The sequence below is a fragment of the Pseudonocardia charpentierae genome, from assembly GCF_031845345.1.
Taxonomy (GTDB): Bacteria; Actinomycetota; Actinomycetes; order Mycobacteriales; family Pseudonocardiaceae; genus Pseudonocardia; species Pseudonocardia charpentierae.
The window spans coordinates 1-25703 of the sequence record NZ_JAVREJ010000014.1; the positions used below are offsets into that span (position 1 = coordinate 1).

The following is a 25703-nucleotide window of genomic DNA, read 5'->3' on the forward strand; positions in this document are numbered from 1 at the left end:
AGGCCGGAAGAACCTGCCCGCGACCTGCGCGAACAACCCGTCCAACCCGGCCGACCACGCAGCAAGATCCTCCTCCACGAACACAAGATCGAGAGGATAGACCACTGTCGATCACGAACTGCGGCTGGAGTACTAGTACTGCAACGGCGGTTCAGGGTGGTGGGCGATCACCGCGGCGTCGGTAGTGGCAGGCGCGGGCCTGGTGCTGTCGGCGTCGGCGCCAGATCGACCACCGCAGAACAGCGTCCAGGCTGGTCGTGGGGTGCAGGGCGAGGGCGGCGAGGAGCCTGCGGATCTCGTTGACCGACAGCCGGATCAAGCCGTAGTGGCCAGCCGCGGGTCCCCCTTTTCCGCCGTGCCAGTGCTGACGTCGGCGGTGGTGGCGCGGGTGACGGCGAGGTAGGCCGCCGCGGCCATGGCCAGGGTGATGTGGGCGTACCAGGCTCGGTAGTCGCGGACCTGGTACTGGTCCAGGCCGGCTTCGTTCTTCGCGGCCTGGAAGCATTCCTCGATCGCCCAGCGTGCGCCGGCGACTCGAATCAACTCCCGCAGCGGTGTCGCCGCGGGCCCGGCGCAGCGATAGAACGCCAGGTCCCGGTACTTCTTGCCCTCGCCGGGGTGGGTCTGGCGGCGGACCAGCAGCCAGTGCCCCCACCCGGCGGGCAGCCCGGCGGTGTCGAGAGCGACGGCGGTCCAGTCGTAGTCGCGCTCACCGTGCGCGCCCGGGCCGATCGAGCGTCGTTCCCACCCGTCGGCCGCGGTGCCGGCGATGGTGGCCAGGACCCTGGCCTGGCGGCGGTGTCCGTCCGGGCTGACCAGCACATCGTCGTTGCGGGTGGCCAACACGAACGGCACCTGATGATCGACCAGCCAGCCGCGGAAGGTCGGGTTCTGACCGTAGGCCTCGTCAGCGGTCACCCAGGAACCGGCGAGCACCTGCGCCCGGTGGGCGCGCTCGAGCATCGCCATCCCGAGCTGCGGCTTGGTCGCGAAACCGACCTCATCCGGAACTCCGGCGCGGGTGCAACGATCCCGATCCTCGGTCCACGACGTCGGAAGGTAGAGCTCCCGGTCGACCAGCGCCCGGCCCTTGCTGCTGGCATAGGCCAGGAACACCCCGATCTGACAGTTGTCGATCTTCCCGGTGGTTCCGGTGTACTGCCGCGCCACCCCGGCCGACCGCAGGCCCTTCTTGATGAACCCGGTGTCATCGAGGGCGAACACCCCCGACGCCTCGTCGCCCAGGCGCTCGAGGACGTAGCCGCGAACGTCGTCGCGGACCCCGTCGACATCCCAGCCCGCGGTGCGCAGCAGCCGCTGCATCCCATCCGGCGACACCGCACCCGCATGCTCGGCCAACGTCCAGCCGTTCTTGCGCTCCAACCCCGCCAGCAGCCCACGCAGATACGTCCCGACCCGCCGCCGCGGCTCCACCCGCGAGAACCGGCCCGAGATCAGCTCCACCAACTCGTCCAACGCCGCAACCCACCCGGCAAGATCGACCACGCGGCGATCATCACCGCCCGACAGCCGTCAGCATCCCACTCACGCCGAAACCGCCGTTGCAGTACTAGGTGCTTCCGGTGCTCCTCGATGAGGTAGAGCCGGACGTCGCGCTCCAGCGGAGGTTCCTGCCAAAGATGACTCAGGCGTCGCACTGAGTCCAGCACAACCCGGCTGTCTCAGGCCACACTGCGGTGCGCACTCGAAGAAACTCCGTCCCCTTGCAGGAGGCGCACTGGGACCAGACTGGGCAGGAGCCACCGGCGGTGTCGTCCATCCCGAACACGGTAGAGGTAGTGATCGCGGCTGATCCTCCGACGGTGCAATGACGACCCACAAAGCATCTGCATGAGCAGGTCGAGCCCCCTCTTTTGCCGTGCAGGCTGGTTGGCGCTCCGAGGGAGAAAAAGCGGGCGGCGGTCTATGATCATTCCTGCGGGGTCAATCCGCGTGTAGATATGTGGCAGAGCGAAGCCCGCAATAGTTGGTCACGCCCCTCGAGGTGGACAGGCGTCTCATCAGGCCGACTCGTGGGCATGCCGGTGCCGAACCCTCGATGGACCCGGTGCCCGCCGGACGCCACCGGACCAGGGATGGTCACCACTTGACGCCGACGGCTACGCGATGACGGTGGCCAGCGGCCTAGAAAAGATCAGGGCGGCGGCGCCCCCGGTGGTGCCCCAGTGGTGCTCCCCCCGTGGGGTTCGAACCCACACTGAGACCCTTTTAAGGGGACCCGCGGCACTGTCTGTGTTGGCGCCGTGACCTGCGCAGATGGTGTCGCTCGTCAAGCGGTCGAGGAAACTTCGGCACGTATTCGGCACAGCCCGACCACAGGTCGACCTGAGGACCCCGTGAGGTCGCAGGCAAGGACTTGGCCGACAGCCTGGACGCACCCGGCTACGTGCTGACTGAGCCAGGGACTGCATATGCTTGGCTCCGTAGCACGGCCACCCACTCACGGGGTCAAGTTGGAAAGGGCTCACTCGCGTTGAAGGTGACCAGACGAGTGGCTCCTACCGCAGGATGTCGAGGTAGCGTCCGAGCACGTCCACCCGCGTACGATGCTTCGAACACGGTTGCCGGCGGGCAGGCGCTGGCACTGCATGCGGTCCGGCCGCTAACGAGGCGCAAGCCCCGATGCCGCCCGTACCCGACGCGCAGCGATGCCGCGTCACCCGATGTTCCCGGGTCTAACGTTGAACGTTTCGCCGTCCCCGAAGACCAACAGCTCCATTGTAAAGGGTATTCCGTAGACGCATCCATACTTGAGGACGCACTGGTCGGCAGTTCCAGTGACCACAGCTTGTTGCGTCCAGTAGCCACCGTTCTGAGGGTCCATCTTGTTCGACACTTTGGAAGTAATCTTCCAGACAACGCTCAACCCGGCGGCCTTAGTTAGGCTGGTAGTGACAACTGGCTCAGCGGCGTGCGTTATCTTTTGTCCATCGAAGCACCAGTACTGCTGCAAGTTGACCGCGCCGAGGCGGTAGTCTTTCTTGACTACCGAGAGCGTGCCCCTGAGGTTCTTGCTGATCTTCACTGTCTTGCATGACTCGGCAACGAGCCTAACGGCGGTGCGCGTGGCCTGCTGGTCTGCCTCAATCGGTTTGGCGACCGCAGGGGCACCTGCGACGAGAACGCCAAGGATGCCGGTGATCACGAAGGCCCTGCACAGAGCAGCAGACCGCGTGATCCGACACCGCTGTGTCCGTGTGGCCACGTCGGTCCCTCGATGACGGATGGCGGTACGTGCCATGGCGATGGATCCTTCCTCACCTGGATAGCTCTCTCTTTGCGGAGATCAGGGAATAGGGTTGGCGCGTTTGGCCACTCCCCGTTCGCTGGGAGAGCTGCTTGGTTCAAGCCGGTTCGCAGTCCTTGCTCTGAAATTGAGTCCGGAAGGCTACGATTGAGCCGACATCGTACGCCTGGCCCGGAAGTGATGCATCAGATCGCTCTGGACTAAGGCCGAGGATCCCGTATCCTCCGGGGCAGACATTCGGGTTCTGATTCGCCTCCACCCTGTAGCGCAATCCGGCGAGCTGGTTGTAAAAAACGCCGCAGCCGTTGCTACCGCTCGAGCCTCTAGCGACTACTTGCCATCCGGGAGGCGTGTTGATCAGATAGACTTGGACGTTGGGGAATGGGCTACGGTCCTCGTGGATTACGCAGAACTTCACGGCCGTTTGGCCGCCTTGAGCCTGAGCGGGAGCGGGTGCAGCAAAGGGAGCAGCCATCACCGCTGCGCACGCAAGGGTAAGCTTGCCCAATAGAGTCCAACGCCGCGACCTGTACATGCCTCGCCTCTTCCGCCTCGACACGCAGCTTGCTGTTCGGGTCCACTCGTTTCACGGTGAAGAGCATGAGTACTGCGGCAGGAATCACACGCAGGGCGTCGCCATTGTTGAAAAATGCCGCCAATCTTTGCGCTGTTCGGCCACGCCCTCAGGGGGAGTTGCGGGCAGTCCTCGACGAGACTGTTGACTATCCTCTATTCGCCGACATGGCGCAAGGCTTAGCTTCGCTTTACTGCTGGAAGATTCATTCGCTGCTGGCGAAGGTCGCCGTGGCAGTCCATCCGCATGGTCACTGTTAAAATTCGGCGGCGTTCAACGGTGCAGTCTCCCTACAACTTTCATCGAGGAATAGCAAGATTTCTCATCAGAAGTGATGAGGAGGAGTAAGTCCCTACGAGGTCCTTGATCCTTAGACTCATCCGATCCGTCGTTCAGCGTGGCGGTTGAACCGGCCGTTTCCTTGCCCCACGTGCCTGATCTGTGCAGCGGGCGACCCTATCTTGATGACCTGTACCGGATCTGGGCTGGCGCTCATCGGCTCGTTGAGGGGGCCGGCGGCTCGTTCACCGAACTGAGGGCGCTCTTTAGGGATAACACGATCATGAATGCCCTGGACGAGGTCGCCCAGCGCGGCGGTCAGACACCAGGGAGTGTGCTCGTCGGGGAGACCGCGCTCGTATGGATCGTCGACGACCGCGCCATGCCACCTGCCATGCGCTTCGATGCGGCAGGGCGGATCTCCTCGCGTGACGAGCGTGACGGCGCGGACGTGTTCGAGACACTGGCGACAGATCGGGACCTGGACCAGGACTACCGACTCCAGGCCGCCGATGTCTCGCTCGGAATTCAAGGACCACCTTGAGATAGTCGGTATTCGGATCGGGCGACGGTTCGACGCGAACCACTGAGCCTTTGCCAACCTGATCATGCGCTGGCGATCATGAGGGTCTGAACTGCGGCGATGAGCCGGTGGGCGGTGTTCGGGCTGGAGCGGATCTTCCGCAGGACCCGCCAGTTCTTCAGCTCGGCGTTGGCCCGCTCGCCGGGTCCACGGCGGCGGGCGTGGGCGGTGTTGACGTCCTTCTGGTTCCGGGACAGGCGCCGGTAGCGGCCGGTGCCCAGATCCTTCCGACGGCGCCGCTGCGGAACCGCGACCGTCGGCCCGGCGCCCTGATAGGCGGTATCGGCCGCCGCGGGGATCTCGTGGGTGGCCAGCGCGTCGATGATCCCGTGCTCACGGGCAGCGCCCAGGTCATGTCTCGCGCCGGGCAGCGGCGGCGAGATCCACACCAGCCGGCCGATCGGGTCGGCGACGACCTGCACGTTCAGCCCGTGGGCCTTGTGCTTGCCGGAGTAGAAGGCCCGGTCATAGCCCGATGTCATGCCTACCCGGTCGATGCGCAGCAGGGTGCCGTCGAGGATCACGAACGCCTTGCGGCGGGCGACCTCGACCGCCTAAGCCAGGGTGGGAGCCATCGCGGCGAGCAGTTCGAGCGCCTCACGGATGTACCGGTACACCGTCGAGGTCCCGATGCGGAAGCCCCAGGCCAGGTCGGCGTAGGTCTCGCCCTTACGCAGGTGCGCGACCACCAGCAGCGCCTGCCGGCCGGGCGAGAGCTTCCGCCACCGGGTTCGGCGCTGGTTGCGATGCGCTCGCAGCGCATCGGAGAGCACGCCGAGGGCGCGGCTGGACACGGTCATCCCGGACGGGTAGGACAGCACGTTGAAGCTCCTGGTCGGACGTGTTGATCTAGGCAATCGCCCGTCTACCAGGAGATTCACCCATTCGAGGTCACGCCACGCTGCACACCGCTGACTGCCCGCCCAGGTCGGCAAAATTCATTCGTTACTTCTGGCGTCATGGCGCGCCAGCAGGTATCCGGCGGGGGGCTTGCCTGGCGCCGGAGCAACGATTCGCAGCCGTCCGAGCTCGGCGAAGTCGTGCTCGCGCAGTCGGTCGGCGAGCCCGTCGAGGGTCCACAGATACGCCGGTGAGGCTCTGTGGTCGTACGGGACCCAACCGTTGGCGTCTGCGGTGTCGGTGATCTGCACACCGATCAGCAGGGGTCCGCCCGGCTCTACCACTCGGGCGAACTCGGTCAGGACGCGCGGAAGCAGGTCCGGCGGCGTGTGGATCAACGAGAAGTGCGCCAGGATGCCCGCGATCGACTCGTCCCCTGCGTCGAGATGGAGCATAGAACCGACCTCGTAGCGCAGGTCGGGACGATACCGGCGGGCGATCGCGACCATGGCCGGTGACAGATCGATCCCGTAAGCCCGGATACCGGCTCGATCCAGGTGATCGGTCCACTGTCCGGGACCGCAACCCGCATCGACCACAGCACCCACCGATCCACCGGCGCGGACGAGGTCGGCGAAGGCGTTGATCATCCCTGCTGACAGCGCATCGATGACTTGGTCGCCCTGTCGCACCATGTCGTCGTACAACTCGGCGACCTCGTCGTAGTCTCGGCGGGTCCGATCCAACGCTTCGTTCTCACCCACCCGCCGGACTCTAGGGAACAGGTCGGACGTAGGTGTCGGACACCAACCGCGAAGGCAACGCGATCGATCCGTCCGCCCAGGACGGTGGGCACCACCTTTACCACCGCCCCCACCAAGCTGCCCACGACGGCCGCAGCGCTGGCACATCCACTCCCGGACCGCACGCCACGCCGCACAACCGCTGGCCAGATCCCTCACCAGGTTGGCAAAGGCTCAGTGACCAGCATGATGCAGCCCAGCCGGCGGACGTCGATGCCGGGATCTCGGTACACGTCGGGAAAATCATCCGCGTAAATCTCGGTGCGTGACGGCCGGTCTTCCATGCGCTTATTCAACCATGTTGGTCATTGCTGAACAAATATCTGGCTCAGGTTCGTACATTGCAGAGTGGGCGACGCTCGCTTCTGGGGTGGCTTGGATTGCTTTCATGGAGAGGGATTGTCAAGGGAGGAGGGCTTGATCGAGCTACCTCTGTAGAAAATCTATTCAATAACGAGTTCCATCGGGCCGTAGATCGGCCAGCGAAGAGCGGGTGTGGCCCAGATTCATCGCTTACGTCGTCTCGAAGGCTGACGCATACGTTTCGGACCCGGGGTCAGGTGCCGGAGGATCCGCGAGCTTGAGACGGAGAGACTAAATACTGGGATCGGAACAACCAGAAGTACGAGGCCGGCAACTACATATGGCGCCGCAACTCGAGATGCCTCCAATGCTGTCGCTTGTCCTATCCACACTGAAACGAATCCCAGAGCCACAAAGTAGAACATCATCTCCACGATGACCAATACTAAGAGCATCCGTAAACTCTGAAGGAAGGCGCCGCTCGACTTCGTTACGGTCGAAGACCTGCCCTTCGTAAGCTCGGAAAGAAACGTCGAGGCGATAAGGTCGGAGCGTTTGACTCCGCGCATGCCTGCGATCAGGCCGACCGTCGAACGATCGATCAGCATATTGTTGATTAGCGCGCCGGGTGTCCTGCTGTGCCGCTGAAGGCGTCGTCCCGCCGCAAGGACATCCGCTTCCGTCAGTGCAAGTAATCTCCCAGATTCCTTATCAAGATCGCGGCCGGACGGACTCGTCACTGTAGCGGTCCTTCTACGACCAATGGGAAATCTATTTGACTAGTGAGAGCGAGGAAGGCGGCAGAAACGGCCGCGACTACTAACACGCCCTGGATATAAAAGAACACTCGTGCCAGATGCAGGAGGGAGTGGTTACGTTTAACGAAGATAAGCTTTTCCGTGAAGAATTCTAAAGTGCTGTTTCCGGTAGGTGTGTCGCTTGCGTCACTTGCCGGCACGTTAGGAATGGTGCCTAGCCAGTAAGTCAGCCTAGATATTGACATGCCGACGTACATAGATGGGGCTATAGCGGCGAAGCCAAACGTTGCACCCAGCCCGAACAAAACTAGTGACACTACAGTTAAGGGAAGTTGGGCGAGCTCGTCGAAGCGGGTACCGAGAAGGCCAGCGGCAAGCGCGTTAGCACTAACAAGGATTCCGCTGCGCGCCGCCAAGCCGTCAGCGATGGTCCTTACTTCGGCAAGCTGACGATCTAGTTCGACAAATAGCCTGTCGGCGAGGGTCGTCAACGGGCCTCCAGTGACTGGTGCGTGCAGGCACAGCAGACTATAGCGCTCGACGAATAAGACACTGCCTAGGTTCACTCTGTCGGCATCATCGGAAGCCGCCAAGCGGCAGCGGACAGGCGCACCGTGTACTCGATCCACCTCAGGCTGCGGAGCTACCTCTGAGCAAGCCTGACGGTGCCGTTGAAGTCCGGGACGCCCTGACCAGATTTCTCGGCGGCCTTCACCCGCTCGATCGCCGCAGCTGCCTCAGGGCTGCCGGGCGGTGCGTACTCACCGGCTGAGGGCAGGTGCACCCGGCGGAACTTAATCCGTGGCGCCGACTGCGGGTTGGAGCTCGGCCCGCGGCGGAAGGTCTGGACGGCTGGCGCTGTTGCCGCCCGCAGCCTTGCTTCAAGTTCGCGGGCTTCGTGGTCATCGGCCGCGATCTTGGCAGTCTTCTGTCTCTGACCTTTGCGTTGAACTTGTCGGCATGCTGTTTCCGGCGGGCCTTCCTGCACTCCGGCTTGCCGCAGAGCGTCTGGTTGGAGCGCTTCGGGCTGAAGCTGTCGCCGCAGATCGCGCAGGTGCGGTCCGGGCCGTCAAACCGCTTCCAGGCCGTCGATACCGGCTCCTTCGCCCTGGCCTTGTTGATCGGATCGGCTACGTTGCGGCCGGGTTCGGCTTCCCGGATGACCGGTACGTCCGGCAGTGCCTGGGGCGCGGGTTCGTCAGGCCGCTGGCGGCAGCCGCGGTGCTCGGCCTCGAACGCCTGTAACCGCTCAGTCAGGTACTGCAGGAAGTAGGCGTCGGCAGTCAACTCCAGGCTGCAGCCGCAACGGCAGGCTGGCTTGGCACTGGTCTTCATTCGGCCACCTTGGCGACGAACATGTCGCACCAATCGTCACCTTTGCAGCGGACGCATCCGCTGAATACCGAATGTGCTACTTTGGGATGCCCGCAGGTGGAGCATTCCCGTTGCAGGTCTTCTTCTTTAGCTTCATCAGTCATGTCACCTCCTATATTTTCCACTCTTAAGTAGCTCGATGGCCCGGCGGACGGTCCCGATCGGCTCGACCCCGTACAGGCCGAGAATGCCGGCAAGTTCCTGAAGCAGCTCGTACCGCGTGCGACCCTGCGCGCCCAAGTGCTGGGCGGCGGTGCAGAACGCTTCCGACGCCTTCGGGTTCCGACCGCCGACCACGTCGATGGCCAGCCGGATCATGACCTTCTCGGCATAGTTCAGCTCGGCGGTGTTCCAGTCCGCCTCGGCGAGCCAGCAGGGCGGGCAGCTCGGACGTACCGGTTCAGGTTCTGTCGGGACGAGTATGAGCTGCGGGCGTTCAGGTTCCGGCGGAGCCCCGTACAGCTCGGTGACGATGACTTCTAGTACTCCAGCCGTAGGTCGTTATGGCCGTCGTCGAGCTGTCTCCTGACGCCTGTAGTGGCTTGTTCGGGCTCGGTGTTGGTGGCGTCGGCGCCAGTTCGACCAGGCTCGCGGGCAGGCCGGGACGCGGGGGGCGTGACGACGAGGACGGTGAACAGGCGGCGGATCTCGCTGCAGGACAATGGGATCATTCCGGTGGGTGCGGGTCGGTCGGTGTGCTCGTTGGCGGCGATCACGCTCAGTAGGGCGTGCACGATCATCGCGAGCAGCGTGCAGCGCCGCCAGGAGGTCCAGCGGCGGACCTGGTGTTCATTGAGCCCGGCCAGGCGCTTGCCAGCTTGGAAGGATTCTTCGATGGCCCAGCGGCGCCCGGCGACGCGGACCAGCTCACGCAGCGGCACCGTCTGCGGGGAGTAGCAGCGGTAGAACGCCAGCTCACCGGTGCGGCGATGGCGCCGGACCAGCAGCCACCAGCACCCCATGTCGGTGTCAGCGCCGCAGGCGTGGCTGTCCGGGGTGAGGGTGATCCACGCCCAGTCGTAGAAGCGTTCACCCTTGGCGCCCGCGCCGGCGGAGAGCTGCTGCCAGGCCCATCGGGGCAGGCCGGCGACGAGGGCGTCGGCCCGGACCGGGCCGGCCGGAGTCGGCACGCGGCGGTCGCAGCCGATGGCAAGCACGTAGCCGATCCGCTGGGCTTCGCACTCGGCGCGCAGGTTCGGGTCGTTGCGTAGACCTCGTCAGTTGCTCCGCAGAGCCGCCTCCCCCGGCCACCGTCGGGTGACTCGCCCACACCGTGAACACCCGCGGCTGCATCCGCGAGAGGAACCACGACGGCCAGAACCGCGCCGACCACCAGCACTCGACCCCGGACCCGCCTCCCCCGCGGACAACATCAGCATCGCCGAAGCCGACAACGGCACCGCCGGCGAAGCCGAAGACCAGGCCGGCGACGAAGCGAGCAACCCCTCCCGCACGGAAAACCTCGCCGAAGCCGTTGCCCGCAGCCACCCCTTCTAAGCCTCGGAGGCCCGATCCGAGAGTGCCGTTGCCCGGCGCCCGCAGCGCCGAGGACAGCCAACGGGCCTACGACCGCTACCAGGCCAACCATCAGCCACGGCCAAGCCGCTCGGCACCGCCGATCACCCACCGAGAGACCGGCGTCGTACCGGCCCCGTCAAACCCGACCTGCACGCCCACCGGCGTACCCCCGGGCGTCGGCAGCTGCCCCTACCCATGATCCGCATCGCGCGTCCGAACAAGTTGACCTCGGCCATGACCCGCTCGCACGACTTCCGCGAAGTCTTAACTCTTGACCCTTTGACTCCCAGGCTTGGGCACGTCGTACGTGACCGTCTGACGACGTCTCGTACCAGCGAGGAGTCGTTCAGCAGCGCCGCGGCCGGCATCGGGCGGTTGGTATTCGTTGCTGTCAACATCCGCTGTCAACAAAGACCAGGCGGAGCTAAAGTCGCGAGTAATGACGACTCGCTCGAGTCGACATGCCGCCGCGACCTGCTCCCGATTTTTTGAGTGCGCGATGCGGAGGTCCGACTGAGGAAGGTCTCCTGTAAGAGGTCTTCGATGTCTGGGGGGTTGCGCGTCATCCGCAGCGTGCCCAAGCATCGCGGACTGGGCTGCCACCAGAGCGTGGCCGGCGTCGTCGTACTGCAAGCCGGCGTTGTCGCGGCGCACGTCGTCGTCGCGTAACCACGTCGCCGCCCCGGGAGTCCACTCCGATCGCCGCATGGCCGACCCGGTCTCGGCCACCAAGCCGGACGTGATCGCCTTCCGACGAACCCCGCTCGTAGAGGCGGCGTGGTCAAGTCCGGCCCGTACCGCTGCGGGATGTCACACCACGGCGCCCCGGTCCGGATCCGCCAGCGGATCCCGTCGATCACCCGTCGGTGATCCCGAGGCCGCCGCCGCCCGACCGCTTTGACCGGCAGTACCGCTTCCAGGATCTCCCGCTGCTGCTGCGATAGATCACCACGAGCCACACCGAGCCCAACGAGCGAACCCGATCCCAAACACGCTCTAGCTCGCCTCCGCCAGCTTGGAGTCACGATGCGGATCTGGACCATCGACGAGCACAAGTGTGCTGCGGCGTTTTGTACCGGCACCCCGCCCAACGTCACCGGGGGACACTGTGGGACATGCGGGACGTGACAGGGTCGAACGGCACCGGTGACGAGGGCTGGGTAGACCTTGCCCGCAACTTGCCCGGCATCGAGGTCACCCCGGAGGAGGCCCGGCGGCGGGCCGAAGAGGCTGGGAGGGACCCGTCGTCGCCGCATAAGTCGGATAGCAAATCAGCGATCGGTGATCTCCTGGCCACGCTTACCGAGCCGTCACGGTGGGATCGCTGGCGTGGTCGGACGACCGGGTGGTTCGTGCTGCACTCCGTTCCGCTCGGCGATGGCAGCGGCGGCATTTCCACCAGCGTCGATCACTTGGTCGTCGGCCCACCCGGCGTGATGATTGTCAACAGCGAGGACTACCGCCCCGTGAAGCGGGCACCAGGCGACTGGACCCCGGACGTCTGGGTCCGCATCCACCGCGACGGGCTCGAGGTCGACGGCCATCAGACGGAGTACATGCTCAAGGTCCGCCGTGAGGCCCTGCGTGTCGCAGGCTTCCTGCTGCAAGCCCTCGTTCCTGATCGGCCGGATCTGGTTGGGCGGGTGCCGGTGCAGTCTGTGGTCGTCATCGTCGGGGGCCAGTTCGTGGTCGGTACGCAGCCGAGCCGTGTAACGATGTTAAGAAGCATCAAGCTGCTCGACACGTTGCGTGGCTTTCCCGCCGTGCTCGACCATGAGAAAGCCGCGGCGGTGTACGCCATAGCCCGCCGCGCGGCGACGTGGAACCCGATCGGCTGGTGCCTCGACAGCATGGGACCGGGACCGGACCGACGCAGGTCAGGAAGATGATCGCGAGGCGACTGGCCGGTGCTGCGACCGTCACGCCCGGGATGGCGTGGCAGAACGAGGTGTCAGGCGGGCCACTGCATGAACGTGTTTCACGTCCTGCGGTAAGCGCGGTCGACCGCCTTTAAGATTCGGCGGCGATCAAGTCGTCGCCGAGGACTCTGAGCTGCCGGCCGAGAAGCAACCCAGTTGGTGTCCGAGGCCATCGGCGAAGCGATAATCACTCTCTCCGGCCGCTCCCTGCGAGGCTAGATCCCGGCGAGAAGCGCCTGGCGTGAAAGGGCCGGGTTCAAGTCGAGGCCGGGGCACTGAATAGGCCGTCCTCATATACTCGAGCCAGACCTGCCGGGCTCATGCGAGGGGGTGCTACGGCGACTCCACTCGAACCAGTAACCCTGCGAAACAAGATCGACGCCGCTCGTCGGCTGCGGTCGCCTGCTGACACATGCCGCTGCCTGGGTGGACCGCTGGGCGACGTCGTCGTCGGTGGGCGGTCCTTGTGGTCGTCTGCCGACCATCTCCGGGGGTAGACCAGGGGTGCCCGGTTGTCCTGCAACCATAGGCGCAACAGAAACGGCTACTCGTACACGTCGCCCCTCCTCTGTGGGCCCGGAACCAGCAACCCGCGGAGTCAAGATCGACTGCTTTCAACGGGAGCTGTAACCTGCGATCAGATGTTGTCACCTGCCTGGACAACGACTCCATCTTGCGGTCGCTACATGGGGGTTGTGGTCATTTGCTGACCATTTCCGGGGGTAAACCGGGGCTGCCATGTTGGGACGCATCGATGGCACTGTCGAGGTCCAGGAGCTGGGCGTTGACGACATGCTCGCCGAGTTCCATGCTGCTGACGTCATCGCCCACGGATGCACTCCCCGCAGACGCAGAAAAGAGGCGCTCAATTGAGACCGTGAGCGCCCCTTTCGCGGTCAGTGCGCGGCCTGGTACGCCTCGATAACCGACTTCGAGATGCGTCCGCGCTCGTTGACCTCGTGGCCGTTCTCGCGTGCCCACTGCCGGATCGCGGTGGTCTGGTCGCGGTTCGAACGGCCCGGCTTCTCGGCCACCGCTGTCGGACGGGAAGCACGTCCGCGTGCACGACCTCCGGTCTTGCGGGCAGCCCCGATGAAGGGAGCCAAGGCGTCATGCAGCTTGGCTGCGTTCTCGTCCGACAGGTCGATCTGGTACTGCCGTCCGTCCAGGGAGAAGTCGAAAGTACCCGATGCGTCCGATCCGTCGAGGTCATCGACGAACCGGACGGTCGTCTGCTGCGCCATTGCCGTCTTCCGTTCAGGTTGAAGATGTTCAGAAGGTTTCAGGTGGTTCTCCAGATGAGCGACCGGAAACGCAACTCGCCCGTGAAGAAGTGACCTGAGCGCGCGGGGCCGGCCACGATTGAGGACTTCGCCGTCACCCACACTGGCAGCGCCTGTTCGACCTCGTCCGCGGGGACCGCGCCGGCGGCACCTAACGCGCTCCGGGGCCGCAGAGGTCGAGAACCCCGACCCGGTCTGGCCAGCGGACAGCAAGGCCGCCGGTGGGTCCCCACGCGATGTCGCGCACGGGGTCGAGGCGCAGGATCGTGACCGGCTCGCCGCGTGTGTTCCGGATGATGACGGTCCCAGTCTTCGTAACGGTGGCGACGTAGGCGCCATCCGGTGACCACGGCACGGCATCCATGCTTGCACTCAGGCCCTCGATGACTGCAACGGCAGTGAGCGTGGACGCGTCCCACAACCGCATTGTGTGGGTAGCGCGGTCGATGAAGCCAAGATGGCGGCCGTCCGGTGACCATCGCGCAACGTCCGCATTAGCAGGCAAGCCGTCGATCGCGGCGATGTTGGCACCAGAGACTGCGTCCCATAGCCGAAGCGCGCGGGCGTCACGGTCGACAATTCCGAGGTAGCGGTTGTCGGGCGACCATGAGATGGAAAGAGGTCCGGATGCTGCAGAGCGAATAGCTTGCTCGTGAATTGTCGAGACCAGCTGACCGCTTGCTGGATCCCAAACCTGCAGCGTGCCCGCGGCCGAGAGAACAGCGAACAGTTGACTATTATGGCACCACACAATTGTGGCCCCACGCCGTTCGAACTCGTTCCGCGCCTGAATATCAGTGAATTGATCCCACGATAAATTAGCGTCTCGGACAGATCGGTCAGTCTTCAACTTTGCCCGATGCCACTTGTTCCCTGAAGGTGTGAGGACTCGCGGTTCACGTCCGCGCGCGCCTGCAGAGTCAATGTCCCACAGGAACACGTGACCATACCGGCCGAGGGCAGCTAGAACGCGACTGTCCGGTGACCACGACAGGGTTCGCAGTTCTTCCTCGGCTTGCCCTTCAAGCTGCTTCACGGTGTCCGCTGGTAAGTCCCAGAGCTTCGGGCTGTAGCTATCCGGCTCAATGAATGAGGGGTAGCGCCCGTCGGCCGACCACCAAGCCTCCTGGGCGTATCTGTTCGGCCAGGGCAGATTAGACGGACTATCGTTCATCGTCCTGCCGGCAGCAAGGTCCCACCTCAAACAAGGTCCAAACTCAGGCATCGTCGCAATGCTGTGATCGTTCGGCCACCAAATGTCCTTGAGGGTGTTCTCGCAGGATAGTGTCGTCGTAATGCTGCCGTCGGTTGCCTCTCGAATCCGAACGGTATCGGCACGTTGTCCCTCGACTGTGGCGAGGAGCCGGCCATCGGGTGACCACCGCACTATGCAAATCTCTTCATCCGCGCCTTGGGAGGCGGTTGTTTCGGAACCGGTAACCGGTTTCCAGAGCCGGACGGTGGTGTCGTCTCCACCGGAGGCGATAAGGGCTCCAGTCGATGACACTGCCACCGTCCGCACGGTGGCAGTGTGACCCGCCAATGTCGCAATGCGCACACCGTCATCGACGTTCCACTGCTCGAGGATCGCAGCGCACGCAACCGTGATTGAACGGCCATCCGCCGACCAGGAAAGCGATTCGACCGAGCCAGAGGAACGACAGTCGATGCCATTGGTCCGGCCGGTGGCAATGTCCCAAATTCGTATCGTGCCGATGGTTGAGCCGGTGGCAAACCGCGCTCCTCCCGGAGCCCAAGAAGCGGCGCTCACGAGCTGGGGACTGAAGGGAGCTTGGATAACTGATTCCCGCCATTCAGCAACGTCCCACAATTGCAGGTTGCCGTCTGTTCGAACGATGAGGAGAAGTCGGCCGTCCGGCGACCAGTCGAGGACCCGCAAGGCGCCGATGCGACAGATTTGGGTACGCGCCTCCCCGGTAACCACGTCCAACACCTGAAGGGATCCGTTGCCGGCGCCGCTGGCCAGCTGCCGACTGTTAGGTGACCACGACAGGCTACGTACTGGCCACGAGTCGGGAGCCGGGAAGGTGCGGATGATATTTGTCTCGAACGCCAACAGTTGAATATCCGCATTGCCGCCCACTGCGAGCCAGGCACCGTCGGGTGACCACGCGAGTGCGTAAATCGGGCCGCTGACGCCTGTCGGCATGACCCGTCCGTCTCCAGTTTCCGGGTTCCACAGACGGAGGATGCCGTCATCGCCGCAGGAGGCCAGCTGGGTACCGTCGGGAGACCAGGCCACCGATTGGACCGGCCCGGTGTGGTCGGCGAGCACGCGGACCAGTGCCGTCCCCGGTGGCGTGACTCCCCAGCGCACCCCGAGATATCGCGGCGGCAGCAGCGGAGCGAGCCGACCGAAATCGACCGCCACGGTTCGATCCGAGGCGGCTTCCAGCCAGGTGAGCATCGTCGGCGCGAGGGGCAGGCCGGGGACCGACGGCTCGAAGTTGACCGTGGCCAGACCGCCGAGGTGGTGGGCATGTCGGGCGAACCAGGTGCGCCACCAGCCGAGTACGGGGTGGTCGGGGAACGCCGTCGCCGCCCGGCCAAGGTCCGCCTCGGCCGCGTGCACGCCAGCCGCAGCGACGCGGCGGCACAGGTACGCGGGGTCGGTCACCGTCTTCGCGAGTACCCGCCGTTCCCCGGCCCCAACGAGGTGGTGGACGAGGTGGTCGCCGATGTACGGCTCGTTGGCGGGAAGCTGCCACCACTCGTCCCAGGATTTGGAATCGTTGCAGAGACGGCGGTAGGCATCGAGCAGCTCCGCGTGCAGGACCGGCAGTGCCGGAGCGTGTAACAGCAGGTACTCGTGCTGCAGGTCGTGAAATCCGACTTGTGCGCCGTCCCAGCGCAGCACCCCAGCGGTAGCAAGCTGGCCAACATTCTTAGCTGCGTCCTCGAGGGGGCGGCCCCAGTACCGGGCGATCGCGGCCACCGGAACTTCAGTGTCGGGCGGGAAGACCGCCAGGCGGAGCAGCGCGGCTACCAGCTCCGCGGGCAGGGCGAAGACGGCGATCTGCATGGCCTTGAATGTGTTGGCGTACGGATGGTCGCCGTAGACGTCCGGCTCGTCAGCCAGAGCTCCGGCTACCTCGCGCCACGAGCGGCGGCCGCCACGGACCGCTGCAGCAAGAAGCGCGACAGCGAGGGCGACCCGGTCCACGGCAGTGAATGCCTCGTCCGCCGCCGCCGGTAGACGGGTGACCGGTACGTCGAGTACTGCGGCGGCCAGTCCGCGAGCCGCCTCCACGGTGAGCAGGCCAACGGCGTGGGGTCGCGCACTGAGTCGGTCGATGATGCGGGCGTCACGTGTCGTGTAAAGGAGTCGCCCCTGGGGTCCTATGACCCGGAACGCGTCCGCGGCGGCGTCGGACCAGACGTCGTCAACCACGAGCAGCGTGCGTCGCTGGGCAAGCAGGCCCTGCAGCGCCTCCGTTGCCTCGGGCACGGCACGAGGGAGCTGGCCGGGCGCGCCGAGCCGGGCAAGCAGGTCCAGCTGCAGCGCGAGCAGATCGGGGCGCTCGCCGACCGTCACCCAGAACACCCCGTCCGGGAAACGGCGCAGGACCTCGTCGTGCCGAGCAAGCGCCGTGGCAAGCACCGTTTTTCCGATGCCGCCCTGTCCGTGCAGGCCCAGCCTGGGACCCGGGCCCACCAGTCCCACCGCGCCGTCGGCCTCCGCGGCAACGACAGCCTCGACGAGAGGACCAAGCTCATCGCGGACTACATAGCCCGGCGGGAGGGCGGGAACGCCAGAGAGCATGTCGGTGCGCGCCCCGGTGCCCAGCTCCACTGCGGCGCCGCTCGCGGTTCGGGTGGGCACCTCCGCGATCGGCGGCGTCCCGGGGTCGGTGCGGACGACCTCGAGCAGTCTGTCGCAGACCTGCCGGATCCGCCGGTCCCGCCGCGCGCTGTCGCCTGCATCGAGGCCGAGCGCGCCCTCACGACCCGGGTCGTGAAGCCATTGGACCTGCTCCAGGGCCGGAACCGCGTCCCAGTAGCAGTCACCGATCAGCACCGGCGCCAGCCGAACGCCGTGCCGGAGTAGTGCAGGAAGCTCGAAGTCCATGACGTAGGCCGAGCCGAGCAGGTCCGCGCTCACCAGAACGAGCGCCACGTCGCTGGCGTCGATCGCCGCATCGATGGCCGGATGCCACTCGTCGCCAGCGCGGGTCATGCGGTCGATCCAGAGCCGCAACCGCCGAGGCTGCAGCAAAGGCCGCAGCATGACCTCGAACCGCTGCACCCATGCGACGTCGGCGTGGCTGTAGCTGACGAAGACGAGGTCCCGCTTGCGGTCGGCACACGAGTCGGAAACCACCCCGTCATCCTCCCAGCTGAACAGGTTCGTCACAGACGGTGGGCGAAGCCGTACGTGTCCGCCCTTGTCCCGTGCGCGAGGACGGGTACGTGGCGCACACCGCGCCAAGCCAGCCCGCAACGCCACTAGCCTTCAATTTGCCGTTTCAGTCGACAGCTGGTCGTCTCGTTCCGTCCGGCAGGGGCGGTTGCAACTGCTCAGGCAGTTGACCGATTGGTCGGGATGCACCGGGACCGTTCGAAACTGAGACGGAAACTGAGACGGACGCTAGCGCTTGAGACGTTCGGAACGAGCACTATGTGTGGATTTCAACGCACCCGACGCTGCGAGCGCCAGGAACCGTGACCCGGCCGAGCACCGAGACGTGCTCCGCATCGCGCCGCGGACTCGTCCGAACGGACACAGCGGCATGGCGGTGTACTGCCTTAAGTGCAACCACGGCGACGTCCGGCTTACGCATGTTCAGGTGGCCAGCAGCGCTGGCGGCGATTTGGTCACGCACAGAATCGACGTCGGGACGGGTGCAGGAGCGACGAACGACGGAACTCCGGTTCCCGGGTACCGGTCGGCGACGAGCCAAGCAACGCGGGTAGCACTCACCTTTGAGTGCCCAGGCTGCGGCCACGACTGGTCGACGATCTTCCCGCAGGAAGTCGGGACGACGTACGTGTACGGCGCTCGCCCGACGATTGGACGGTAGCTCGAACCCGATGTGGCGGCGCCGTCCGCGAGTAGGACAGCCGGCGCGCTGTCCCCGATCGCCAACAACGCGGCCACCGCAAACTATGAAGGCTCTCCTGCAGGCGCAGGACTTCCGCACCCGTCTGTTCGGTTGCCTGGGCCTGTGCAGCGGCTTCAGGCGGTAGCGCGTCCGGATCCGCGGCTCAAGCTGCCAGATGGGGGTCATGTGAGACCTCAGCCACCGGCTCGGCATCGCGCTGGGCACGTTGGTCCTGGGAGGCCCGGGTGCACACGCCCCGGTCGCCTCGGTGATCTCGGCAGTCTCACTCCATCGGGCCCCGAGCGACAACGTGGAGTGGCAGCGCCAGCTGACCGTCGACCCGACGCACATCCCATGAGTGAACCGCGGCATCCCGATCGGCCACCCCGTGCGGCTGCCAGCTCTGCGCAAGCGCAGGCGCCGCCGACCGCCGCACTGACCTCCTCTGGAGAGAAGCCGGGCAGGACCCTGCACCGTCGAACCTGACGAGGTCGTAGCTGGCACCGCCGAGCGTAGATACTTGGGTACCCGTGTTTGCTACTTGACACGATGAAACCAGGCAGGCAGAGTTCCGGTAACCCGATAGTCGAGCCGACTAGTTGAACAGGAGCGTCTGATGCTGCACATCACCTTGACCCAGAAGAAGCTCGCCAACGACCCCACCGACCCGCTGGGCCGAACCTTCTACGGCTGGGACGAGCACGCCACGACCGAGCAGAATTGGAAGAACAACCGCGGCTACTGGGTTCTCGGCGCCCGTGCCAAGCGCGAGTCCTACGTACTGTTCTCCTACAATGAACAGCACGAAGTGGTGATGGCGGCCGAGATCGCCGAGATCATTGATGCCCCCGGGAAGCCGGGTAAAAGGATCATCGAGGGGCGCCCGCTGCCCGAAAGCCACCCGGTCTACCAGGCCTACGTCGGCCGTCCCACTCCGGACAGCGCTCGCGTTCGCAACCCCGTCACCTACATTGACTCCACCGTAGGTGGCTGGCTTTGTGGGTGTGGGTGCGGGACTGAGATCTTCAGCGGCGAGTTCGTCCGCGGTCACGAGCAGACGGCCCTGCACCAGCGTGTCGCAAAGATCGGAACAATTCCGGACTTCCTTCGGTGGTTCGACGCTCTTCACGAGGGCGCCACTCCAGCCGCTGGCGGCTCGAGCGGATCGACGATAATGAGTCGAGACGGCCAGCTGGACTTGGCCGTCAGTTCCGACGGTCGAGTGAGGCTCACGTTCACTCCTTCTGCAGCGTGATCATGAAATCGGACGACCGCTATTGCGGCTCTGCAGGACTTTGCGGGCTTGTCGGCGAGCGACAGGTTCGCGGAGGTCGTCTCGCAGACGTGGCTGCAGGACGGCGTCCTGATCGGCGCCCAGGGGCACGGACCCGGTCGTCGCTCGCTGCGGGCGGCGTGACGGCCGACCGACCATCAGAGCCCGTCGGGCCGAACGTGCCGAGGTGAATGAGCCGGGTCCGGCGCCGCGGCTGGACATGGTGAACCGGCCGTCGCCCGCGGCCGCGACGTAGCGGGTGATGTGTCGAGCGTTGCACGGTGAGCGGGCAGCTTCTGAGGCAGGTTGCGTTCCGGGACGAACGCCGCGAGCCAGTTGCCTACCTGGTTGACCTCGTCGACGTTCACCGGTCCGATCTGCACCGAGAGCACCTGCTGTGGCTGCAGGCGCCACTTGGGGTCGAGCGCCAGGCCCACGTGCGGCTCCGCAAGCAGCTCCTCGTAATGCCTGGCTTGGGTGAGGAAGTCGGTCCGACCGGGCTGCAGGTCGAGCACCACGTACACGCCCGCGCCCTTTGCGGCGTCGACGCAGGGGCGACCGAGCGCGGCGGTGCCCGGCGTCCCGTAGGGGGCGATCATGCGGTGGCCGGGGAACGCGAGCTGGCCACAACCGGGCAGCTGGACGCCGGTGCGGACGACGGCGAGCCGCTGCTGCAACTGCTCGACGCTGCCGAAAGCAGCCCCCAGGGCCAGCACCTTCTCCTGCGGCGCCGACAACAGCGCGGTGACGAGCTCGCCGCTGCCGTGGGGATCGGGGGTGCGCAGCACGTGCACCGGGACGCCGGCGGCGCGGGCGGTCGCGACCGGGGCGACCTGGTCGTTGCCCGGCCGCCGGCTGAGCATCATGTTGCCCGTGACCGCCCTCTTCACAAGCATTATCGCTGTCGCCGGAACTCTTCTGGGATCACTCAGCACGTACCTGTTTCAGCGGCGTACTGCACTCCACTCTGAGGCGACCGCTCGAAGGGAACGCCTTCGTCAGGATCGACTGGCAGCATGCGGTGAGTTCGCCGCTGCTGTCACAGAAGTAAAGCGCGCGGTGATTGCCGCGGGGTTTCGACGGGGGACTCGAGCCCCGCCGGTCGAGCCGTCCCCCGACGACGGGGACGCGCCCGCTGACGTGTCCCTCGAGGACGACGACCTACCGGCGGTGCCCGACCCGCCCGATGTCCGCCGTCAGCGTCGTGACGCGGCTCTGGCTCGCATCCGGCGACCGGCCGACGTCTCTCGCCCGCCCGACGTCGATGAGTGGCTGAGTCGCCCCGGACTCGACTACGCCGACCCGATGCCCGATCACGTGGACGAGTGGTTGCGCCGCCACGGCACCGAGCCTGCACCGGCCCCGCCCGTCCGGCCGACCCCCCGTCGTGATCCGCCGGCCCATCGCCGCACGTAAAGCGCGTCGTGACCCGGGAGCCCCGCAGCACGAGGTGAGCGTTTCGGAGCGGCTGGCCCTGCACCGCGGAAAGATGCGTGAGTGACGCAGGGCCGCCGTCACCGCGGACGAGGCCCGGCGCGCGCTCGCGCACTTCGTCTCGCACCGCCTGCCGCACTTCGGTCCGCACGAAGACGCGATGCTGCAGGACGACTGGCCCATGGCCCACTCGCTGCTGTCGGTGCCGCTCAACCTCGGGTTGCTGCATCCCCTCGACGTCGCCCGCGAGGCCGAGTCCGCCTTCCACGCCGGCGACGTGGCCCTGGCCAGTGCCGAGGGTTTCGTTCGTCAGGTGCTGGGCTGGCGGGAGTACATGTGCACCGCGACCGGGAGGTCGTGCTCGTCGAGTCGACCCGCGTCCTGCACCGCAAGCGGTTCCACCGGCAGAAGCTGCACCTGGTCCTCTCCGGCATGCGCCACCTCGCCGCCGAACTCGGCGACCGGGCCACCTACCTGCGCACCGAGACCTACCGCGAGGCGCTGGAGCGGGTCGGGCGCCCGGTCGTCGTCCACGAGCCCACCTCACCCGCGCTCCGCACCCCGGAGCCACAGCCCGCGGACGCTGACGCGGGACGTCGACACGATCCTCGACGAGTTCCTCCGCCGTGCTCGCCCAGGAGCATGTGCGCTGCCACGACCGGTCGATCTCCGGCGACGCAGGAGGCGTCGTCCTGGAACAGCAGCACGTTGGCCTGCGGCGCGAACTGCTGCAGCGCGAGGACGGCGGTCGAGTTGGCCTCGGTCGCGACGTTCTTGCCGCCCTGGATGCCGTGTGTCTGCGAAGGCCGGAACCCGGACCACGCCCTATTCGGCTGCGGACTGCTCCGCTACTGCCAACGCGACGGCTGCGACGCCGCAGAAGCCGCGACCCTCGCCAACCTCCCGACCACCGACGAGCCACGAGCTCCCGGGCGTTGACGGCGACCTTCACCCCCGGACCGGCACTCGCGCCGGGGGTGTTGGTGACCGCCAACCACCCGACCCGAATCGCTTCGACATCCGAAAGGTCAGCGCCATGACGACGACCCTCACCACCCCGGCCAAGACAAACTCGGCGACAGAGGCCGCCTCGAGCTCACCGAACGCTCGGGGCGAGGCGGTGTTCCTGACCGCCGAGACCTACACCCTCACCGCCCGGCAGGTGGTGCTCGCCCTCGCCGCGCACCTGGCTCGGTTCGGCGACACCCTCGGCGTCGCCGTCGTCGACCCGCTGTGCGCGATCGACGCCGTTATGCGCTTCGACGGCGCCGACCTCACCGGCTGGACCACCGGCCGCTCCCCCGTCGATGTCGCCGCCGTCCGGGCCCGCGCCGAAGCGATCGCCCGCGACTACTTCGGGCGTCAGTTCCCCGCCGTGCCCTGGTAGCGCCGATGGCCACAGCCGCCACCTCGCCCTCACTGCGGACACTGCCCGGAGGGCGGATCTCCGAGCACGACCGCCAGCTGCTCCGCCGGGCCGCCTCCCCCGACCACCACCGGTGGCTCGCCCACACCGCGAACACCCGCGGCTGCATCCGCCCCGTCCGGCTCACCGGGCACCTGCACACCGTCGAGAAGGACACCGGCCGCATCATCTCGTCCCGGCACACCGTCACCGACATGCCCGACGGCGTCCTCTACGTCCCCTGCGGCGACCGCCGCACGAGCATCTGCCCACCGTGCGCCGAGACCTACCGCGCCGACACCTACCAGTTGATCCGTGCCGGCCTCGCCGGTGGCAAAGGCGTACCGACCTCCGTGGCGAGCCATCCGGCTGTCTTCGCGACGGTCACCGCCCCGTCCTTCGGTCCCGTCCACTCGCGGAACCTGAACCGCCGGACCGGGAAGGTCGCCCCGTGCCGAATGCGCCGCGACCTCACCCCCTGCCCTCACGGGAAACAGCTCATCTGCACCGCCCGGCACACCGACAACCACCCATCACTCGGTCAGCCGCTCTGCCTGAACTGCTACGACCACGCCCATCACGTCGTCTGGAACGCCTGGGTCGGCGAACTCTGGCGCCGCACCATGATCGCCCTCGGGCGTCTGCTCAAGCCGCTCGAACGCCAGCACGGGGTCCAGCTGCGGGTCTCCTACGGCAAGGTCGCCGAGTACCAGCGCCGCGGCGTCGTCCACTTCCACGCACTCATCCGCCTCGACACCCGCGACCCGAACGATCCGGATGCGATACTCCCGCCACCGGCCGCAATCACCACGCAGACCCTCGGCGAGCTCGTCGCCGCCGCCGTCACCACCACCGCGTTCCGAACCCCGGACTACCCGGACACCAGCCACTCCTGGCCCATCACCTGGGGCCGGCAGCTCGACGTCCGTCCCATCCGCTCCACATCAGCGAGCGAGGGCGCGCCGGATGTGAGCACCGACGCCGTCGCCGCCTACCTGGCCAAGTACGCCACGAAAGCCACCGAACCCACCGGGCTGCCGGTCACCGGCCGCATGAACGGCGAGACCGCCGAGTACTACAGCGACCCCGACACTCACCTGGGCCGACTCATCGCCTACGCCTGGCAACTCGGCACCCTGCCCTCCTCGCAAACCACCGAGCAGCAGTGCCAGGACTGGCACGACACCTACGGCAGGCTCCGCCGCTGGACCCACATGCTCGGCTTCGGCGGCCACTTCGCCACCAAGAGCCGCCGCTACTCCACCACCCACAAGCAACTGCGCGCCGACCGCCGCGAATACCAGCGCACCAGTCGCACAGACTGGCGCGACCGCCAGGGCTGCAGCCGGGACGACTTGTCGTCGACCACCGAAACCGACACCGACGCCGTCTCGATCGTCTGCGACCTCACCCTCGCTGGCATCGGCTGGAACACCACCGCCGACGCCGAACTCGCCACTAGCGCCGCCATGCGCGCCCGCGAGTACCGCCGTGCCGTCAAGCAAGAACGTCAGATCGCCTGATCAAGGGGCGCTAGTCGGGCATGGTCGATCAACACCGCCATGGAGCACGACCCACAGGAGGAGGACATGGAAGAACTGAACCTGCGGCGGAGGAGCCTGCGGCAGGAGAGCGAAGAGGAGATCGAAGGCGGAAGCAGAAGCAGCACACGAACGCGCGAGCTGTACCGGGTGACCGAGGCGATGACGCTGTTGTCACTCAGCCGAAGCGTCCTCTACGAGCAACTGCGCTGTGGCAGGCTGCGCTCGGTCCACGTAGGCCGAACACGGCTCATCCCTGTCGCCGCGATCGCCGACTACGTCGCGCTCCTCGAGCGCGAGGCCGCCGACGTCAGCCAGGTGTCATGACTACTCGCCGCAGCCGTGGAGAGGGAGGACTGCACTGGGACGAAGCCCGACAACGGTGGATAGCTACGGCCACCCTCGGCTTCGACGGACGTGGGAAGCGGATCACCCGTAAGGCCAGTGGAACGACCAAGACCGCCGCCAAGGCCAAACTCCGCGACATGCTTCGCGATAAGGCCGACGGACTCACCGCCGGCCGCAGCACTGACACCGTTGAAGACGCCGTACGAGACTGGCTCACTTACGGCCTCGCCGGACGCGCCGGTACCACCGCAGCAAACTACGCGAGCATCGCCGAACGGCGGATCATCGTCCCCCTGGGCCGGCGGCGCCTGCGTGACCTATCCGCCGAGGACGTCGATCGCTGGCTTCGTGTCCAAGCCACGGAGGTCAGCACCCGCACCTTGCGCCTGATGCACTCCATCCTCAACCGCGCCATCGTCCGAGCGATGGCACGGGACAAGGTCCGACGTAACGTGGTGGCCCTATGCACGGTGCCTGCTGGACAGAGCGGACGGCCGTCGAAGTCATTGACACTTGCGCAGGCTTACGCTCTCCTCGACGCGGCGGAGGGTTCCGATTTGCACGCCTACATTGTGCTGTCGCTGCTGTCGGGGGCCCGTACTGAAGAGGTTCGAGCGTTGCGTTGGGCACATGTCGACCTCATCGGCGACCCTGAAGCCGCTTCCCCGGTCCCGCCCTCGATCGCTGTACTCCGTTCGGTCCGACAGGGCGGCGACACCAAGACCCGTAGGTCCCGCCGCCGTATTGCCATCTCCCGCCGCGCCGTCGACGCCCTCGTCACCTATCAGGCTGCGTTCAGCGCTCCACCTGCTCCAAGCGCACTAGTCTTCGGCACCCGCCACGGGACCGAACTGGACGCACACAACGTCCGCCGCGCGTTCCGCCGAGTCGTCGCCGCTGCCGGACTCGACCCCGCCGCGTGGACGCCGCGGGAGCTGAGGCACAGCTTCGTGTCTTTGTTGTCGGACTCTGGGATCCCACTGGAGCAGATCGCCCGACTATTGGGTCACAGCGGCACAGCCGTGACCGAGCGGGTCTACCGCCACCAGCTGCGGCCCGTGTTAGAGGAAGGTGCTGGGGCGATGGATGCCATCTTTCCCGAGCGTGCCAAGCCGTAGTCACTCATCTAGTCACTCA

Annotated in this window: 21 protein-coding genes and 1 pseudogene; 8 read left to right on the forward strand and 14 right to left on the reverse strand. The window is 66.1% G+C overall.

Annotated elements, in window-relative coordinates:
* Window positions 1-315: 315 nt before the first annotated feature.
* Both RM445_RS19160 and RM445_RS19165 read right to left on the reverse strand, forming a co-directional pair.
* Entirely contained in the window at window positions 316-1506 is a 1191-nt protein-coding gene (locus RM445_RS19160) for an IS701 family transposase (protein WP_311558058.1), read from the reverse strand.
* A gap of 1171 nt (window positions 1507-2677) precedes the next feature.
* A complete protein-coding gene (locus tag RM445_RS19165) occupies window positions 2678-3166 on the reverse strand; it encodes a hypothetical protein (RefSeq protein ID WP_311558059.1) in 489 nt (162 codons plus the stop codon).
* Window positions 3167-4272: 1106 nt separating this feature from the next.
* On the opposite strand from RM445_RS19165, the gene RM445_RS19170 reads away from it, so the two are divergent.
* The gene (locus tag RM445_RS19170; protein WP_311558060.1) at window positions 4273-4665 is read left to right on the forward strand and encodes a hypothetical protein; all 393 of its coding nucleotides are present in this window, start codon (window positions 4273-4275) and stop codon (window positions 4663-4665) included.
* 62 nt (window positions 4666-4727) lie between these two features.
* Here RM445_RS19170 and RM445_RS19175 read toward each other — a convergent pair.
* The 8 genes and pseudogenes from RM445_RS19175 to RM445_RS32425 form a co-directional block, all read right to left on the reverse strand.
* Window positions 4728-5525, reverse strand: a pseudogene (locus RM445_RS19175) (transposase family protein).
* Between the two features lie 117 nt (window positions 5526-5642).
* Window positions 5643-6308 carry a class I SAM-dependent methyltransferase gene (locus tag RM445_RS19180; RefSeq protein ID WP_311558061.1) on the reverse strand — a complete coding sequence of 222 codons (666 nt, stop codon included), beginning with the start codon at window positions 6306-6308 and terminating at the stop codon, window positions 5643-5645.
* Between the two features lie 1078 nt (window positions 6309-7386).
* On the reverse strand, window positions 7387-7899 hold the full coding sequence (locus RM445_RS19185; RefSeq protein WP_311558062.1) for a hypothetical protein: 513 nt from the start codon (window positions 7897-7899) through the stop codon (window positions 7387-7389).
* A gap of 220 nt (window positions 7900-8119) precedes the next feature.
* Entirely contained in the window at window positions 8120-8743 is a 624-nt protein-coding gene (locus RM445_RS19190) for a hypothetical protein (RefSeq protein WP_311558063.1), read from the reverse strand.
* Window positions 8740-8886 carry a hypothetical protein gene (locus tag RM445_RS19195; protein ID WP_311558064.1) on the reverse strand — a complete coding sequence of 49 codons (147 nt, stop codon included), beginning with the start codon at window positions 8884-8886 and terminating at the stop codon, window positions 8740-8742. The genes RM445_RS19190 and RM445_RS19195 overlap by 4 nt, the downstream gene beginning before the upstream one ends.
* Before the next feature lies 1 nt (window position 8887).
* Window positions 8888-9100, reverse strand: coding sequence for a hypothetical protein (locus tag RM445_RS19200; RefSeq protein WP_311558065.1), 213 nt, complete (start codon window positions 9098-9100; stop codon window positions 8888-8890).
* A gap of 161 nt (window positions 9101-9261) precedes the next feature.
* On the reverse strand, window positions 9262-9912 hold the full coding sequence (locus RM445_RS19205; protein ID WP_397469363.1) for a hypothetical protein: 651 nt from the start codon (window positions 9910-9912) through the stop codon (window positions 9262-9264).
* Window positions 9913-10704: 792 nt separating this feature from the next.
* A complete protein-coding gene (locus RM445_RS32425) occupies window positions 10705-11343 on the reverse strand; it encodes a transposase (protein ID WP_397469372.1) in 639 nt (212 codons plus the stop codon).
* A gap of 72 nt (window positions 11344-11415) precedes the next feature.
* Here RM445_RS32425 and RM445_RS19215 point away from each other — a divergent pair, with 72 nt between their 5' ends.
* The gene (locus RM445_RS19215) at window positions 11416-12189 is read left to right on the forward strand and encodes a nuclease-related domain-containing protein (protein WP_311558066.1); all 774 of its coding nucleotides are present in this window, start codon (window positions 11416-11418) and stop codon (window positions 12187-12189) included.
* A gap of 729 nt (window positions 12190-12918) precedes the next feature.
* Here the strand turns inward: RM445_RS19215 and RM445_RS19220 are convergent.
* The 3 genes from RM445_RS19220 to RM445_RS19230 form a co-directional block, all read right to left on the reverse strand.
* The gene (locus RM445_RS19220) at window positions 12919-13050 is read right to left on the reverse strand and encodes a hypothetical protein (RefSeq protein WP_311558068.1); all 132 of its coding nucleotides are present in this window, start codon (window positions 13048-13050) and stop codon (window positions 12919-12921) included.
* A gap of 65 nt (window positions 13051-13115) precedes the next feature.
* Window positions 13116-13463, reverse strand: a complete 348-nt coding sequence (locus RM445_RS19225) for a histone-like nucleoid-structuring protein Lsr2 (protein ID WP_311558070.1) — start codon at window positions 13461-13463, stop codon at window positions 13116-13118.
* Window positions 13464-13653: 190 nt separating this feature from the next.
* A complete protein-coding gene (locus tag RM445_RS19230; protein ID WP_311558071.1) occupies window positions 13654-17877 on the reverse strand; it encodes an NB-ARC domain-containing protein in 4224 nt (1407 codons plus the stop codon).
* A gap of 1304 nt (window positions 17878-19181) precedes the next feature.
* Here RM445_RS19230 and RM445_RS19235 point away from each other — a divergent pair.
* On the forward strand, window positions 19182-19820 hold the full coding sequence (locus RM445_RS19235) for a hypothetical protein (RefSeq protein WP_311558073.1): 639 nt from the start codon (window positions 19182-19184) through the stop codon (window positions 19818-19820).
* Between the two features lie 176 nt (window positions 19821-19996).
* On the opposite strand, the gene RM445_RS19240 is transcribed toward RM445_RS19235, so the two are convergent.
* Window positions 19997-20734 (reverse strand): hypothetical protein, encoded by a 738-nt coding sequence (locus RM445_RS19240; protein ID WP_311558074.1) that lies wholly within the window; start codon window positions 20732-20734, stop codon window positions 19997-19999.
* An 874-nt stretch (window positions 20735-21608) separates the two neighbouring features.
* Here RM445_RS19240 and RM445_RS19245 point away from each other — a divergent pair.
* The 5 genes from RM445_RS19245 (at window position 21609) to RM445_RS19265 (ending at window position 25684) form a co-directional block, all read left to right on the forward strand.
* Window positions 21609-22211: a cryptochrome/photolyase family protein gene (locus RM445_RS19245; RefSeq protein WP_311558075.1), complete on the forward strand. Its 603-nt coding sequence runs from the start codon at window positions 21609-21611 to the stop codon at window positions 22209-22211.
* Window positions 22212-22308: 97 nt separating this feature from the next.
* A complete protein-coding gene (locus RM445_RS19250; RefSeq protein ID WP_311558077.1) occupies window positions 22309-22659 on the forward strand; it encodes a hypothetical protein in 351 nt (116 codons plus the stop codon).
* Between the two features lie 5 nt (window positions 22660-22664).
* A complete protein-coding gene (locus RM445_RS19255; RefSeq protein ID WP_311558078.1) occupies window positions 22665-24200 on the forward strand; it encodes a replication initiator in 1536 nt (511 codons plus the stop codon).
* A 66-nt stretch (window positions 24201-24266) separates the two neighbouring features.
* Window positions 24267-24545, forward strand: coding sequence for a helix-turn-helix domain-containing protein (locus RM445_RS19260; protein WP_311558080.1), 279 nt, complete (start codon window positions 24267-24269; stop codon window positions 24543-24545).
* On the forward strand, window positions 24542-25684 hold the full coding sequence (locus RM445_RS19265; protein ID WP_311558081.1) for a site-specific integrase: 1143 nt from the start codon (window positions 24542-24544) through the stop codon (window positions 25682-25684). The genes RM445_RS19260 and RM445_RS19265 overlap by 4 nt, the downstream gene beginning before the upstream one ends.
* The last annotated feature ends 19 nt before the right edge of the window (window positions 25685-25703 follow it).

What these genes read in the sequence shown, in the direction of transcription:
- RM445_RS19190 (WP_311558063.1), bottom strand. Translation starts at nt 8,743, where the DNA reads ATGAAGACCAGTGCCAAGCCAGCCTGCCGTTGCGGCTGCAGCCTGGAG.
- RM445_RS19195 (WP_311558064.1), bottom strand. Translation starts at nt 8,886, where the DNA reads ATGACTGATGAAGCTAAAGAAGAAGACCTGCAACGGGAATGCTCCACC.
- RM445_RS19200 (WP_311558065.1), bottom strand. Translation starts at nt 9,100, where the DNA reads ATGATCCGGCTGGCCATCGACGTGGTCGGCGGTCGGAACCCGAAGGCG.
- RM445_RS32425 (WP_397469372.1), bottom strand. Translation starts at nt 11,343, where the DNA reads ATGGTCCAGATCCGCATCGTGACTCCAAGCTGGCGGAGGCGAGCTAGA.
- RM445_RS19215 (WP_311558066.1), top strand. Translation starts at nt 11,416, where the DNA reads ATGCGGGACGTGACAGGGTCGAACGGCACCGGTGACGAGGGCTGGGTA.
- RM445_RS19225 (WP_311558070.1), bottom strand. Translation starts at nt 13,463, where the DNA reads ATGGCGCAGCAGACGACCGTCCGGTTCGTCGATGACCTCGACGGATCG.
- RM445_RS19235 (WP_311558073.1), top strand. Translation starts at nt 19,182, where the DNA reads ATGCTGCACATCACCTTGACCCAGAAGAAGCTCGCCAACGACCCCACC.
- RM445_RS19240 (WP_311558074.1), bottom strand. Translation starts at nt 20,734, where the DNA reads ATGCTTGTGAAGAGGGCGGTCACGGGCAACATGATGCTCAGCCGGCGG.
- RM445_RS19250 (WP_311558077.1), top strand. Translation starts at nt 22,309, where the DNA reads ATGACGACGACCCTCACCACCCCGGCCAAGACAAACTCGGCGACAGAG.
- RM445_RS19255 (WP_311558078.1), top strand. Translation starts at nt 22,665, where the DNA reads ATGGCCACAGCCGCCACCTCGCCCTCACTGCGGACACTGCCCGGAGGG.
- RM445_RS19260 (WP_311558080.1), top strand. Translation starts at nt 24,267, where the DNA reads ATGGAAGAACTGAACCTGCGGCGGAGGAGCCTGCGGCAGGAGAGCGAA.
- RM445_RS19265 (WP_311558081.1), top strand. Translation starts at nt 24,542, where the DNA reads ATGACTACTCGCCGCAGCCGTGGAGAGGGAGGACTGCACTGGGACGAA.